This window comes from Riemerella columbina (genome assembly GCF_030517065.1).
Taxonomy (GTDB): domain Bacteria; phylum Bacteroidota; class Bacteroidia; order Flavobacteriales; family Weeksellaceae; genus Riemerella; species Riemerella columbina_A.
Genome location: NZ_CP103950.1, coordinates 1,176,354 through 1,190,008, shown reverse-complemented (window position 1 = coordinate 1,190,008; position 13,655 = coordinate 1,176,354). Strand labels below are relative to the sequence as shown.

Below are 13,655 nucleotides of genomic sequence, written 5' to 3'. Positions count from 1 at the left end.
TTTCTCCTGTCGATATGGCGTAATTTTAAAACTCAAAAACCTCGCCCAATTTAGGAAGAACCAGCGTTACATCTCGGTCTTCAAAGTATTGTTTGGCATTCTGATGGTCTATGCTAATCGGTGGAAACGTATCAAAATGACAGCCGATGACTTTCTTGGTTTTTAGGAGTTCGGCGGCGGCAAAACTGGCTCTATTAGGACACATTGTATAATGTCCGCCAATCGGTAAAATGGAAAGCTGAATCTCGCCAAAGATTTTGGGAAACAACGCCATATCCGCCATTACGCTTGTATCGCCTGCCAAATAAAGGGTTTGGTCGCCCAGTTGGAACATATATCCTGCAGGTTCGCCACCATACACACCATCAGGAAAAGAGCTGGTATGCGAGGCAGGCACCATGGAAATTCTAAGGTTATCAATCGTGGTAGAACCGCCAAAATTGAGATCTATATTGTGGGAATGTCCATAATAGCCGCAAATTTCTGGTTGGGCAATGAGTACCGCTTCGGGGTGATGTTTGAGGACTTCCTGCACATCGGCAGTGTGGTCGCCATGAGCGTGGGTAATCAACACATAATCAATCTTTTGCGCTGAAATATCAAAGCCTGATTGTTCTTTCTGAAAGTTGTAAAAAGGGTCGGTAAGAATGGTTTTTCCATTGTGGTTGAATAGAAAACAGTTTTGTCCGAGAAATTGTATTGTCATCATTATATTTTTAAGGTTAATGGATTTAAATTTTAAAAATAATTCAATCCGAAAGCCAACAATATCGCCATCATCAGCGTGATGATGCCCACTTGTTTTAGAAAGGGATCTAAGGCTTTTGGATCTTGAGTTTGGAGGATTCTACGGCGAAGCGCCATCATTGGGAAGAGCAAAATCATCACGATAAAAGGGTAATAGTTGCCCGTTTTGAAAAAGCCTTTGAGTCCCAAAAATAGCAAAATCAAAATCAGAGGCAATTGCATTAAAACCATTTGATAAATCATTGCTTTGCGAAATCCTAAACGCAGAGCCAAGGTTTTTTTTCCGCTCATTCTATCGCTCTCGATGTCCCGCATATTATTAAGGTTGAGCACCGCAGCACTCATCATTCCGACCGCTGTGGCAGGGAGCAAAATCGCCCAATCCCAAGTTTTGGTAAAGAGAAAATAGCTGCCACCCACCGATACCCAGCCGAAAAATAGAAACACCATCGCATCGCCCAAACCGAGGTAACCATAGGGTTTTTTGCCCACCGTGTAGCCAATGGCTGCCAAAATACACGCTACGCCCAAGCCAATAAACACGAAAAACGCCTGCATATCATCAGGGTAAAAAGCCGACCAGAGCAATGCCACTGTCGCCACGAAGGACAAGGCCGCCGTGATGCCCATCGCCAACTTCATTTGCTGTGCCGTAACCTTTCCTGATGCCACCGCTCGAGCCTCCGCTTCGGTGCTGCGTTGGGCATCGGTACCTTTGATGCCATCGCCGTAATCATTGGCAAAATTGGACAAAATCTGATACAATAAAGTAACGATAATCGCCAAAATAAAGGTGCTGAGTTGCCAAGTTTTGCCTTCCTGCACGAGCTGCCACCGAGCGATGAAAGCGCCCATAATAATGCCACTCATCGAGAGCGGGAGTGTACGCAAGCGTGCGGCTTGTATCCAAGTTTTCATTCTGTTTATCTTTTTTTGATTTAAAGATTCAATGATTAAAAAATTTAATGATTGGAAGTATTAAATCTCCAACTTATTTTGTTTTTTTTTATTGTTTTGTTAAAATTGATTTCGGCGAAAATCAACTTTCAATGAACTCAATTCGTTTTATCAAATTATCAAATAATAATACTTTATTTTGATTTTTTACTTATCAATATCCTATGGATTTTTTAGAGTTTGCTCGGCATCAATTTTCCACCAACGCTCTATTTTTATGTTGAAGCGTGGCAAGGATAAAAGCGTTATGCTCTCTTGTTCTAAACGCGGTTTATAGCGTTACGAAATCCATTGATTTTCCCCAAAATCGGGTTTTCTTTTTTCCAAAAAGGCATTGCGACCTTCCTTGGCTTCGTCGGTCATATAAGCGAGGCGCGTGGCTTCTCCAGCAAAAACTTGCTGTCCCACCATACCATCGTCGGTGAGGTTCATCGCAAATTTGAGCATCCGAATAGAGGTCGGTGATTTGGCTAAAATCTCTTGTGCCCACTCGTAAGCGGTGTCTTCCAGCTCGGCGTGTGGCACCACTTTATTGACCATTCCCATCTCAAACGCCTCTTGTGCCGAGTAATTTCTACCTAAGAAAAAGATCTCTCGGGCTTTTTTCTGCCCCACCATTTTGGCTAAATACGCCGAACCATAACCGCCATCAAAGCTGGTTACATCGGCATCGGTTTGTTTAAAAATAGCGTGTTCTTGGCTCGCCAAAGTGAGGTCGCAAACCACATGCAACGAGTGCCCGCCACCCACTGCCCAGCCTGGCACCACGGCAATCACCACCTTCGGCATAAAGCGAATGAGGCGCTGCACCTCCAAAATATTGAGGCGATGCCTGCCATCTTCCCCCACATACCCCTGATGTCCACGGGCTTTCTGGTCGCCACCGCTACAAAATGCCCAACCGCCATCTTTGGAACTCGGACCCTCGCCAGAGAGCAAAACCACGCCGATGGAGGGATCTTCGTACGCATCATAAAACGCATCGTAGAGTTCTGAGGTGGTTTTGGGGCGAAAAGCATTGCGCACTTCGGGTCTATTAAAGGCAATCCGAGCCACGCCATTGCATTTTTTATAAGTGATATCTTCGTATTCTTTTGCGATTTTCCAATCAATCATAATTCTAAAATTTGCGGTAAAGTTACGGATATTTTTTGATTTTGGCATTATGAAACCTCAGCACTTAGACTGTGCCAAGCTCCGTTTTTCCATCTCCCAATTTAACTTTTTTTAAATAAAAATTTCTCCTTTAAGATAAAGGCGTGCTTCACCGCTTAGCGCTACCCTATCGCCCAAGTTTTTCCATTTTAAAAAGCCTTGTCGCTGAGAAAGTTGCAGAGCCGTAAGTTCATTTTTACCCAAGCACTTCGCCCAAAATGGCGTTAGCAAAGTATGAGCCGATCCGCACACAGGGTCTTCATTTACACCCACTCGAGGCGCAAAAAAACGAGATACAAAATCTGTATTTTCACCCTTGGCAGTTACAATAACCCCTCGTGTTTTCAATTTTGAAACTTGTTGAAAATCAAGGAATAAATCTTTTATTTGACCTTCATTTTCGTATAAAAATAGATAATCATCTTTACCTCTATAAGCCGCTATTGGCGCTATGTTAAAGCCTGCAATCAGCTCATTGGTCAGCGGTACTTTGTGGTAGTGGTCAGTAGGAAAATCAAGCGTTAAGCCATCTTCCGTTTTTGTAACCGCCAACGCTCCAGACCTCGGCGACTGAAACTGAATGAAGTCTGCCGTATGATTTTCGCATTCCCAAAGCACAAAAGCCGTTGCCAAAGTGGCGTGCCCACACAAATCCACCTCCGTAGTTGGCGTGAACCATCGGATTTGATAATGGTCTTTTTCTTTGGTATAAAATGCCGTTTCGGAGAGGTTATTTTCGGCGGCTATATTTTGCAATAGCCTATCGGACAGACTGCCGCAGGATTTCCTTAAAATACACGATTGGTAAAGGCATCAGCCTGATAGATTTTAAGTTTCATATTTTTAAAATAATTGAGGTTATTGGTCCATATTTTCACAAAAGTACATCAAAAATAAGCGTTTGGATTATACAAACTTATGAAAAATAATGATAAGTATTGGTCACAAATTTTTATCTTTGTGGCAAAAACCATGGCGATAGAAGATTATATGCTCCCCTGCCCCACCAAAAAATTATTCGGGCTTGATTGCTTGGGATGTGGCTCCCAGCGGGCATTTGTTTTATTATTAAAAGGCGATTTTTCGGCGGCTTTTCAGATATTTCCTGCCATTTATACTTTGGTGCTTTTTGCGGTATTTGGCGGCATCAGTTTGATTGACAGAAAGCGAAAATATGGCAATATTTTAACTTTTTTAGCCATTATCAATGTGATGATTATGTTAATTTCCTATATTTACAAACATTATTATTAAAATTTTAAATTTATGCAAAAACAAAATTTACCCAATGCTACAGCGGTTCTCATTTTGGGAATTCTGTCTATTTTAGGCTGTTGTTTTTATATTTTTCCTGGAATTATCTGTGGTGTGATTGCCCTTAGATTGTACAAAAAAGATATTCAACTCTACCAAACCTCGCCTGAACTTTATCAAAATTATGAACTTCTCAACACGGGGCGCATCCTCTCTATTATTGGGATTACCTTGAGTGTTCTAAATTTGATTTTCATACTCTATGCCATTTCATTAGTGGGTGTAGATGTTCTTTTCAATCAAGAATTAATGAAAGAACACCTCAACGATTTAACAAGAAGTTATTAAAATCATTTATTTTACATCAAGAGGCTGGCTTTTTTATGAAGTCAGTCTCTTTTGTTGAGGTGATAAGTACTCTTTAAAATCATTAAAACCGATAGCAATATCCCCAAAGATATGATAACCAAAGCCTCGGCGGCATAAGGAATGCTGACATAACGGATAGAAAAAATGCCCATACTTCCTAAAATCAATTCGTTTAAAAAGACAAAAATTAAAAAGGAAATAATGCTATAACGCTGCAGTTGGGTCGCTTTAAAATAGCCTTTAGAGAATATTTGTGCCAATAAAAATACGGAAATACACATCAGCAATATCAAATGCAAATAAGCAATCACAATATTTCTAAAACCAAATGCAAACTGGCTTATCGCAGGGCTGTTAGAACCTAATTGAAGCCCTATTTTTATGGCGAAAGCCACGCCTGCATAGCACAGCATCCAGCGGTATAATGGGGAAAAATGCTTTTTTACTAAATGCCAATTTCTCCTCACCCAAGTTAAAATTTGAAAAGCTCCCAAGGTTTGGGTCAAGCTCGCTATTAGCACGATGATGAATAGCCACCACGGCAAATCCAGCCACAGCACCGAGAGCCCATACCCCAATAAACAACCCCAAAACATCAGCCTAAACAAGCGCCGATTTTGCTTTGGAGTGAGCGAAATCCCCTTGCTGGTCAGTTGCGCAATAAGCCAACCAATACAAGACATCAAGAAAAACCCATTATACTGAAAATGAAGATAATAATAAGTAGAAGCCAAATACCATTGCTGGTGGATGTGCCCGCTCGCCATCATATAACTGAGTGAAAAAATACCAAGCGCAGAGAACATCGCGAAGAATAACCCACCCAAAAGCCAAGGTTTCGCTAAATCTTTTATGCCTTTTAAATCTCGGTAAACCAAGAAAAACATCACAAAACTCAACGATAGCGACAGCGTAGAAATACCAATAGTCAGCCAAAAATAACCGCCCCACAAAAATCCCACAAGCATCATCAAGGCTAAAATATAGTTTAGATTGATGATTTTAGGGTAAATCTGAAGTGCCGTTTGAGGTTTAAATTTGAGGAGATACTGATAGATTAAAAGATAGAGCATTTGGGTAATCCAACCATAAAAAGCGAAATGAGAATGCGCTTCTTGCATATGTTTTTGATCTAAAAAAGGTAATGAAAAAGCCATTTTATACCGCATAAGTACCCCAAAAAACGCCACTAAACTAAGGCTCACCAGCGCCCTGCGAAACCATTGTATTTCATGCCGCTGCATCATTATCAAAAATGTATTTTTCGGTTAATAATTTTCAATTTTCCATCTTTTTCCATTTTTTTAACGGTTCTAATGACCGTTTCTGTGCAAAGCCCTGTAATCTGCGCCAATTCTTTTCGGGTGTGCGGAATTTCTACATCCTCCACCGCGTCACCTTTAAAGTGTTCTAACGCTGAGAGCAACTTTTCTTCTGGTGTGCCGTAGATTAGATTTTTTAATTTCATTGACTTTTCTACCGCTTTTTGGGCAATTTCTTTGGTTAATTGCAATAAATCTTCTGGATATTGGCGGATATAAGCCATAAATTGCGCCCTACCGATTCTAAAAATTTCGGAAGGCTTGGTCACGAGTGCAGAGGCAGGATAAACCGCTTCCAATATAAAAGGTGCCTCGCCGAAAAAATGTTTTTCTAAGACCTGAAGCTGGATAAAATCTCGCCCTTCCGCATCAGAATTAACGATGCTCACACCGCCCTCTATCAAGTAATGAAAATGCTGAGAGCGGTCGCCTTCGTGGTAAACATAGTCGCCTTCTTCTAATTTTATAATGTTGCCATACGCCATCATATTATCTATTAGTGCACTCATCTCTATTTTTTTTACAAAAGTAATGTTTTAAATTGATATAATATATAAATCTTGTATGATAAAAATTTTATTAAAGACTGAAATATCTTATTTTTTTAAACTTAATGCCCTAAGCATAAGGTTTTCTCACTTATTTTTTTTTATTTTTGAAACATCAAGCCAATATAACCTTATGCCACAGTTTAACCCCAGAGATATCACTTGGTTAGCCTTTAACGAAAGGGTCATGCAAGAAGCGATGGATCCCAAAGTGCCCCTCCACCTCAGAATCAAATTTTTAGGTATTTTTTCTAATAACTTAGACGAATTTTTTAGAGTGCGCGTGGCTGGACTTAAAAGAACTTTGGACTTTAAAGCCAAACACCGTAGCACTTCTTTTTTTGAAGACCCTCAAAAAATACTGGATAAAATTAACAAAATCGTTATTAGACAACAAAACCACTTCAACACCGCTTGGCAACAGATCCAAAAAGAGATGGCGGAAGAGCGCATTTTCATAAAAACCGCTCGTGACCTCTCGGAAGCGCAAAAAAAGTTTGTAGAGCAATATTTTGATGAAGAAGTGGAAGCCAATGTCATTCCCATTCTACTAAGAGAAGACACACCAATGCCCTATTTAAGGGATAAAAGCCTCTATTTAGGCATCGCGATGCGAAAAAAATCTTGGCAATACGAGAGCCGCTATGCCATTATAGAAGTACCCTCAAAACTCAACGGACGGTTTGTGCTCTTGCCCTCGGAGAAGGACGGAACTTGCGTAATGCTTTTAGAAGATGTGATCACTTATAACTTGCCTCATATTTTTTCTTATTTCGGTTATAATGTCTTTGAAGCCCACGCTTTTAAGGTGACCAAAGATGCCGAGTTTGACCTTGATAACGATATAAAAACCACGCTGGCAGACAAAATTAAAAAAGGAGTAAAAAGCCGCAGAAAAGGCAAACCCACGCGCTTTGTTTTTGACCAAGATATGGACAAAGCCCTATTAGAACTCTTGATTAGGAAACTCAATCTGAGCAAAAAAGATAGCATTATCCCTGGGCAGAAAATCCATAATTTTAAACACTTTATGGACTTCCCCAATGTTTTTAAAGCCTACCAAACGCCCATAGAACGGACTTCGTTTTTACATCCTCATTTTGTAGGGCGACAGCGCATCACGGAGGTCATTACCAAAAAAGATGTATTGCTCACTTTTCCGTACCACAGCTATATGCCCGTGATAGACCTACTGCGAGAAGCAGCGATGGACCCAGATGTGAAATCCATCCAAATTACCGCTTACCGCTTGGCTTCTAACTCCAAAATTGCCAATGCCCTGATTAACGCCGCGAGGAACGGCAAAGAGGTAACCGTGATGATAGAGCTGAGGGCTCGTTTTGATGAAGAAGCCAACCTAAAATGGAAAGAAAAACTGGAGTTAGAAGGCATCAAAATACTGGTGGGCATTCCTGATAAAAAGGTGCACGCCAAGCTCTGCGTAATCAAAAAACGCGCTGATAATAAGACCATTCAGTATGGTTTTGTGAGCACAGGGAACTTCAACGAGAAAACCGCCCGTGTCTATGGCGACCACCTCCTGATGACCAGCAATCGTGCCATTATGGCTGATATTAACAAGGTGTTTAATTATTTCCGAAAGCCGACCTTGGACCCTGTAGCAGCCCTCAAAAATTGCAAAACCCTGATGGTCTGTCCGCACTTTATGCGAGAGAAAATAGAACAGCATATCGATAGGGAAATAGCGGAAGCCAAGGCAGGGCGAAAAGCCAAAATCATCTTAAAAGTCAACTCCTTGAGTGATAAAGAACTCATCAAAAAACTCTACCAAGCGGCAGAAGCGGGCGTGGAAATTCAAGCCATTGTGCGGGGAATTTTCTGCGCTGTACAACAGAAAAAATTCAAGAAACCAATACACGCTATCAGCATTGTTGATGAATATCTGGAACACGCCCGCGTGATGTATTTCTACAACAAAGGCAGCGAGGATGTTTACATCTCTTCCGCCGATTGGATGACGCGCAATTTGGACTACCGCGTGGAGGCTGCCGTAAAAATTACCGCTCAGGAACTTAAGCAAGAACTCATCGACTTGCTCCACATCCAGCTTAAAGACAATGTGAAAGCCAGAATCTTAGACAACGAGATGAAAAATCACTATGTAAAAGGTTCCAAGAAGGAAAAAATCCGTTCACAAATAGAAATTTACCATTACCTAAAAAATAAAACCTACTAAAATATTATGAGATTAGCCGCAATAGACATTGGGAGTAACGCCGCCAGATTACTCATCAACGAAGTGAAAACCAACCCGAATAACGAGCCCGAATTTACCAAACTCAACCTCCTTAGGATTCCGCTACGGCTGGGGATGGATGTTTTTACCAAAGGAAAAATCGGTAAAGAGCGGAGCCAAATGATGCTGGATTCCATTAAAATCTTCAGCGATCTGATGAAGGTTTATCAAGTGGAACATTACCGCGCCTGTGCCACCAGTGCAATGCGCGATGCCAAAAACGGCGCAGAACTCATCAAGAAAATAGAGCAAACCTCAGGGATAAAAATAGACATCATCTCTGGGAATGAAGAAGCCAATTTGGTCTATGAAAACCACATTGCCGAAGGTTTGGATGATCAATTTGATTACCTTTATATTGATGTGGGCGGCGGCTCCACGGAGCTTACTTTCTACGAAAATGGCAAGGTGAAATATGAACATTCCTTTAACATCGGTACAATCCGACTACTGAATAATCTGGTGACAGAAGCCCATTGGCGCGAAATGAAAGAGGCGATAAAAACCCACATCAACAGTAAAAAACCAATTTTAGCTATTGGCTCTGGTGGCAACATCAACAAGGTGTTCTCTATAAGCAAAACCAAAGATGGCAAAGCCTTGCCCGCCTCCACGCTGAAGAAATATTATAAAGAATTTTCTAAACTCTCGGTGCCAGAGCGGATGGCAAAATATAAAATCCGAGAAGACCGTGCCGATGTTTTGGTGCCTGCCCTCCAAGTCTTTAATAATGTGCTCCAATGGGCGGATATTGATAAAATCTTAGTTCCAAAAATTTCTGTGGCAGACGGACTTATCCACCAGATTTATGAAAGGGTAACCCAGAAAAAATAATCGGTTGAAGTACTGGAATTTCATTCAACAAAGAGGCTTTTTTACATTAAAAAATGATAAAATAATGCAAAGAAAGCCTCTTCATCATTAAAAATAAAAAAGCCAATGAGCACAACAGAAAAATCCAATTGACTGTAATAAAAAATTGCGAATGTTATAATTTTGTTATAATTTTGTCTTATGATTACAAAAGTGAGAAAAATAGGAAATTCTTATGGTATCATCCTCGGTAAGAAACTATTAGAACAAGCTAAAATGGAAAATGAGGTGATCTTATCTCTCTCAGATAACAAAATCATTATAGAAGCTGTGAATAAAAATCCACGAAAAGGTTGGGAAGAAATGCTTTTAAAAGCGGGTTCATTGGAAGATCAGGAACAGCCTTATGTAGATTTTAACAACCAGTTTGATGAAGAGGAATGGACGTGGTAAATAGATTTGATGTATTTTTTATTGATTTAAACCCTACCATTGGGAGCGAAATCAATAAAATAAGACCTTGTGTGGTCATATCGCCTAAAGAGATGAACCGCGCTCTAAATACGGTCATCATTGCACCATTGACTTCCACCATAAAAAATTATCCAATGCGAGTGAATTGCATCGTTCAAGAAAAACAAGGTCAAATCGCTCTTGACCATTTAAGGTCAGTGGATAAAACAAGATTAAAAAATAAAATCGCTTGTTTAGATGAGCAGGCGCAAAATAAAGTGGTAGAAACTTTAATCGCAATGTTTTCTTAAATGATTTTAACCTTTTATTATTCAGTACTTTATTGGAAATAAAAACTCTAATGCAAGAAAAATTTTTCCCAAGATTGAAAAATATCTAAGTGAGTATTTTTTCTTTATATGAAACTTTGCCCCCTCTATTTTAACAAAAAAATAAACCGCTTATATGATGATAAGCGGTTTTTTGTTATAAAGAATTAAGATGTTCTGCCCATTGGGAAACCATTTCTTGTATCCGAAGGTTGGGGAAGGTTTTGTTCCTAATTTGTGCCACAGAAAACAGCCCTTTTTGGTCAGAAATCATTAAAATTTCTTCGGCTTTTTGGCTCTCAAAGGCAATCATCTCTGCCTGATCTATCTCTGCCAATCGGTTTTTATAAACGAAAGTGATAAAATGTTCCATCAGCGGCGATATATAGGCACCCTCGGTTTGTTTAGGCACCTTCAATGTGTTGTTTTCCAGAAATAATAAATTTCCGAAAATACTTCTGGCAATTCGTTTTTGTGGATTGAGCAAAATCACATCATCTAAATCGTTTTCGTAGGCATAGATTTCGGCATAAGTATTTTCTGGGCCATGGGTATAAATATTACTCAACAAATGGGTATTTACCGAAATTTCTTTAATAATATCTAAATTAATGCCTTTTTTTATACGATACCAATATTCATCTTCCTCCACCTGATACCAAAAATGAACAGGCGTTTTGGCGGTCAGATTTTCGGTCGTATCTCGGAAAACAACCACAGCAATGCGCCCTGTGTTGGCCTCTTGCTCTTGGATGGCTTTTGTGAACAAATCAACAAAAAATTCTAAGGTAAAAGTGAGCGGTATATTCATCCTCATCTTCCTCATAGAAGACATTAGAAAGAAATAAACCTCTTCCGCCAGTAGGATTTTTTTATCCTTAAAGAAGAAATACACGCGCACGGCATCTCCATTTAAAAACGCTCTATTATTATAGATTTCAGATTCTTCATTAGATAATAAAACACCATCTAAATACATAAATATCTGTTTTTTATAAGAAAAAATGAACGATATACCAATAACCGCTCATTATTATTCAATTTAAATTAAGTGACTGAAAATCAATTTAGGCTGCCCCTAATTTTATTCTCAAATTTTCTATTAAATTTTCCCAATATAGTTTGTTTTCCTCCTCGTCTCCTGGCTCGCAAAAGTCGGTGATGTTAAGAGAAAGGTCGTCCGTAATCTCATCAATCACGATGGACATTTCAAAATAGTTTTTTGTGCCCTCATCTTCTTCCCATCTAAATCTAACAAAAGATTCTGGCTTATAGCGAATTAGCGTGGCTTTCTCAGCGGGACCTCCGCCCCAACTAAAATAAAAATCGTCGCCTTTTTCTTCTACTTCATCTGCAAACCACTCTCCCAATCCTTCTTCCGTAGCCATATATTCATACAATATCTCTGATAAACAGTGCATTGGAAACTCATAAGTTACTTTATGTTTTGCCATAATTTTTGATATTAAATATAGTCCTGCAATATAGAAATTATTTTTTGATAACCAATCATTTTCGGTTATAATTTTTTAAATACTGATTTATATTAGTCTAATTTCATTTTTTGAAAATCCCGAGCTTCACCATTAAAGACATCAAGGTCTACTTTAACATCTACGCCTTTTACAATGCCTTGTTCTGTAAACTGCCAAAAATGCCAATCATCAATAGGACTCGGCTTCAGCACGGGGTTGTAATTGGCGAGCCATAGTGGATATGTGCTAAAATGACCTTTCAAATAATCTTTATAAAAATGATAATAAGTATAGATAATCGGCTTAGTGCCATAGGCTTTTTCCACAATTTTGAGCCAAACTTTTATGTCTTCTATATATTTTTTACGGGGTTTTCTTTTCGGAACTTTCTCCAAATCCAAAATAGGGCGAAGATCCCCCTTTTCTAATCGGACGCTGGCCAAGAAGTTATTAGCCTGATAAACAGGATCTTCATCTGGGCGATAAAAATGATAAGCACCCCTTGTGTAGCCGTGTTTTTTAGACTGTTGCCAAAACTCATTAAAATGTCGGTCTTTGGCGGCGTTGCCCATTGTCGCGCGAAGCACCACAAAATCCAAAGGAATATCCCCATTCACAATGCTTAGACTATCCCAAACGATGTCTTCCTTCCTTTGATAATGAGAAATATCCATTCCAAAAATTTTTCCCTGATGTTCCACCATAATGGCATTGATGCGCTGCGTTTCATAAACGCTATTGGTCAGGGTTTTATGTGACTTTCCCCACAATAACGCATAGTAAAAAGTCAGTTTGTTTTTGAGGTAAAACCCCGTGCCCACCATAGCGACCAATAACACTGCAAACAAAATCCAACGGCGCAAGTGGTTCCTCTTGGCTCGCTTCTGGTGTCTTTTTTTATTGATTTTTCTCGGGTTCCTTTTCTTTGGCATAGCAATTGCAAAACTAAGAATAATTATGATGTTAAAACATACTAACTTAAAAAATAAAATTCTATGAAAAAATTGTTTCAAACTATGGCATTAGCCGCTATGGTGTCTTTAACTTTGGCCTCTTGCAAGAAAAAGCCTAACGATGCAGAATTAACCACACAAGCGACCCAAGTGGTGCAAGCCAATCCTCAAGCTTCTGTAGAGGTAAAAGATGGACAAGCGCATCTTTCGGGAACTTTTGCTTCTCAAGAAGAGAAAGACCAAATGATCGCTTCGCTAAAAGCGATCCCAGGGATTAAAGAGGTTCACGATATGGCAAGCGTAGAAGCGCCAGTTGTAGTGAATGCGGTAGATGCGGAGGTTCTACAAAAAGTAAAAGATGCCACCAAAGATTTCCCAAGCGTAAAAGTGGAAGATACTAATGGCGAAATTACCTTAACTGGTGAGGTTTCTCCTACACAAGCCAGAAAAATTAAAGAGTCTATAGATGCTCTTAAAATCGGAAAATACAACAATCAACTTACTGTAAAATAAGAAATTATGTCACAACTTACTGATAAATATGCTGCCGTAATTGCAGCGGCACAAAATGCTAATATTGACAACCTTTCGGTGCAAGAGCAAGATGGTATTCTCTACATTTCTGGAACGACTAACTCTACCGACACTAAAGATTTGGTTTGGAACGCTTTAGAGACTGTAGATGCTACTTTTACCGCGACAGATATCAATGTAGACATCCAAGTAACGGGAATTCCTGCGGGGACTAATCTCACTGTGGTTACTGAGCAATCTAACCTGAATATCCGCAAAGAACCTTCTACGGAAGCAGATGTTGTGGGCAAAGCTGGGAAAGGCGAAATCGTGACTTTGGTAGAGGTTGCCACTGGCGATTGGTGGAAAATTAAAACCAAAGATGGCGAGGAAGGCTACGCTTATGCCAGATATTTGAAAGTCAACTAAAATTTGATAAAATATAATGCAAATCTCCGCCGCACCGAAGGTGCGGCGGAGATTTTTTGTGCTATCTTTTTTGAGCTATCT

At 39.6% G+C, this 13,655-nt stretch carries 17 protein-coding genes; 8 read left to right on the top strand and 9 right to left on the bottom strand.

Features of this window, described 5'->3' with window-relative positions:
- Positions 1-25: 25 nt before the first annotated feature.
- The 4 genes from NYR17_RS05665 to NYR17_RS05650 all read right to left on the bottom strand — a co-directional run bounded on the left by NYR17_RS05665 (position 26) and on the right by NYR17_RS05650 (position 3,615).
- A complete protein-coding gene (locus NYR17_RS05665; protein WP_302507008.1) occupies positions 26-706 on the bottom strand; it encodes a metal-dependent hydrolase in 681 nt (226 codons plus the stop codon).
- A 32-nt stretch (positions 707-738) separates the two neighbouring features.
- Positions 739-1,665, bottom strand: coding sequence for a 1,4-dihydroxy-2-naphthoate octaprenyltransferase (gene menA, locus NYR17_RS05660; RefSeq protein ID WP_302504764.1), 927 nt, complete (start codon positions 1,663-1,665; stop codon positions 739-741).
- Between the two features lie 318 nt (positions 1,666-1,983).
- The gene (locus NYR17_RS05655) at positions 1,984-2,820 is read right to left on the bottom strand and encodes a 1,4-dihydroxy-2-naphthoyl-CoA synthase (protein WP_302504763.1); all 837 of its coding nucleotides are present in this window, start codon (positions 2,818-2,820) and stop codon (positions 1,984-1,986) included.
- A gap of 111 nt (positions 2,821-2,931) precedes the next feature.
- A complete protein-coding gene (locus NYR17_RS05650; protein ID WP_302504762.1) occupies positions 2,932-3,615 on the bottom strand; it encodes a PhzF family phenazine biosynthesis protein in 684 nt (227 codons plus the stop codon).
- Between the two features lie 162 nt (positions 3,616-3,777).
- Between NYR17_RS05650 and NYR17_RS05645 the strand changes: the two genes are divergently transcribed.
- Positions 3,778-4,113 (top strand): DUF2752 domain-containing protein, encoded by a 336-nt coding sequence (locus tag NYR17_RS05645; RefSeq protein ID WP_438826599.1) that lies wholly within the window; start codon positions 3,778-3,780, stop codon positions 4,111-4,113.
- Between the two features lie 12 nt (positions 4,114-4,125).
- A complete protein-coding gene (locus NYR17_RS05640) occupies positions 4,126-4,461 on the top strand; it encodes a CCC motif membrane protein (RefSeq protein ID WP_302504761.1) in 336 nt (111 codons plus the stop codon).
- Positions 4,462-4,502: 41 nt separating this feature from the next.
- On the opposite strand, the gene NYR17_RS05635 is transcribed toward NYR17_RS05640, so the two are convergent.
- The gene (locus NYR17_RS05635; RefSeq protein ID WP_302504760.1) at positions 4,503-5,729 is read right to left on the bottom strand and encodes a hypothetical protein; all 1,227 of its coding nucleotides are present in this window, start codon (positions 5,727-5,729) and stop codon (positions 4,503-4,505) included.
- Between the two features lie 2 nt (positions 5,730-5,731).
- Positions 5,732-6,313: a Crp/Fnr family transcriptional regulator gene (locus NYR17_RS05630; RefSeq protein WP_302504759.1), complete on the bottom strand. Its 582-nt coding sequence runs from the start codon at positions 6,311-6,313 to the stop codon at positions 5,732-5,734.
- A 172-nt stretch (positions 6,314-6,485) separates the two neighbouring features.
- On the opposite strand from NYR17_RS05630, the gene ppk1 reads away from it, so the two are divergent.
- From ppk1 to NYR17_RS05610, 4 genes are all read left to right on the top strand, one after another.
- Positions 6,486-8,549 (top strand): polyphosphate kinase 1, encoded by a 2,064-nt coding sequence (gene ppk1 / locus NYR17_RS05625; protein WP_302504758.1) that lies wholly within the window; start codon positions 6,486-6,488, stop codon positions 8,547-8,549.
- 6 nt (positions 8,550-8,555) lie between these two features.
- A complete protein-coding gene (locus NYR17_RS05620; protein WP_302504757.1) occupies positions 8,556-9,443 on the top strand; it encodes a Ppx/GppA phosphatase family protein in 888 nt (295 codons plus the stop codon).
- Positions 9,444-9,623: 180 nt separating this feature from the next.
- On the top strand, positions 9,624-9,875 hold the full coding sequence (locus tag NYR17_RS05615) for an AbrB/MazE/SpoVT family DNA-binding domain-containing protein (RefSeq protein ID WP_302504756.1): 252 nt from the start codon (positions 9,624-9,626) through the stop codon (positions 9,873-9,875).
- Entirely contained in the window at positions 9,863-10,186 is a 324-nt protein-coding gene (locus tag NYR17_RS05610) for a type II toxin-antitoxin system PemK/MazF family toxin (RefSeq protein ID WP_302504755.1), read from the top strand. The genes NYR17_RS05615 and NYR17_RS05610 overlap by 13 nt, the downstream gene beginning before the upstream one ends.
- A gap of 175 nt (positions 10,187-10,361) precedes the next feature.
- Here NYR17_RS05610 and NYR17_RS05605 read toward each other — a convergent pair whose 3' ends face one another.
- From NYR17_RS05605 to NYR17_RS05595, 3 genes are all read right to left on the bottom strand, one after another.
- Positions 10,362-11,183, bottom strand: a complete 822-nt coding sequence (locus NYR17_RS05605; protein ID WP_302504754.1) for an aminotransferase class IV — start codon at positions 11,181-11,183, stop codon at positions 10,362-10,364.
- A gap of 88 nt (positions 11,184-11,271) precedes the next feature.
- A complete protein-coding gene (locus NYR17_RS05600; protein WP_302504753.1) occupies positions 11,272-11,658 on the bottom strand; it encodes an START-like domain-containing protein in 387 nt (128 codons plus the stop codon).
- 92 nt (positions 11,659-11,750) lie between these two features.
- Positions 11,751-12,611, bottom strand: coding sequence for a GH25 family lysozyme (locus NYR17_RS05595; RefSeq protein WP_302504752.1), 861 nt, complete (start codon positions 12,609-12,611; stop codon positions 11,751-11,753).
- A 63-nt stretch (positions 12,612-12,674) separates the two neighbouring features.
- Here NYR17_RS05595 and NYR17_RS05590 point away from each other — a divergent pair, with 63 nt between their 5' ends.
- Together NYR17_RS05590 and NYR17_RS05585 are read left to right on the top strand one after the other, a co-directional pair.
- Positions 12,675-13,145: a BON domain-containing protein gene (locus NYR17_RS05590; protein ID WP_302504751.1), complete on the top strand. Its 471-nt coding sequence runs from the start codon at positions 12,675-12,677 to the stop codon at positions 13,143-13,145.
- 6 nt (positions 13,146-13,151) lie between these two features.
- Complete coding sequence (locus tag NYR17_RS05585; RefSeq protein ID WP_302504750.1) at positions 13,152-13,574, top strand: SH3 domain-containing protein; 423 nt, start codon at positions 13,152-13,154, stop codon at positions 13,572-13,574.
- Positions 13,575-13,655: the final 81 nt, after the last annotated feature.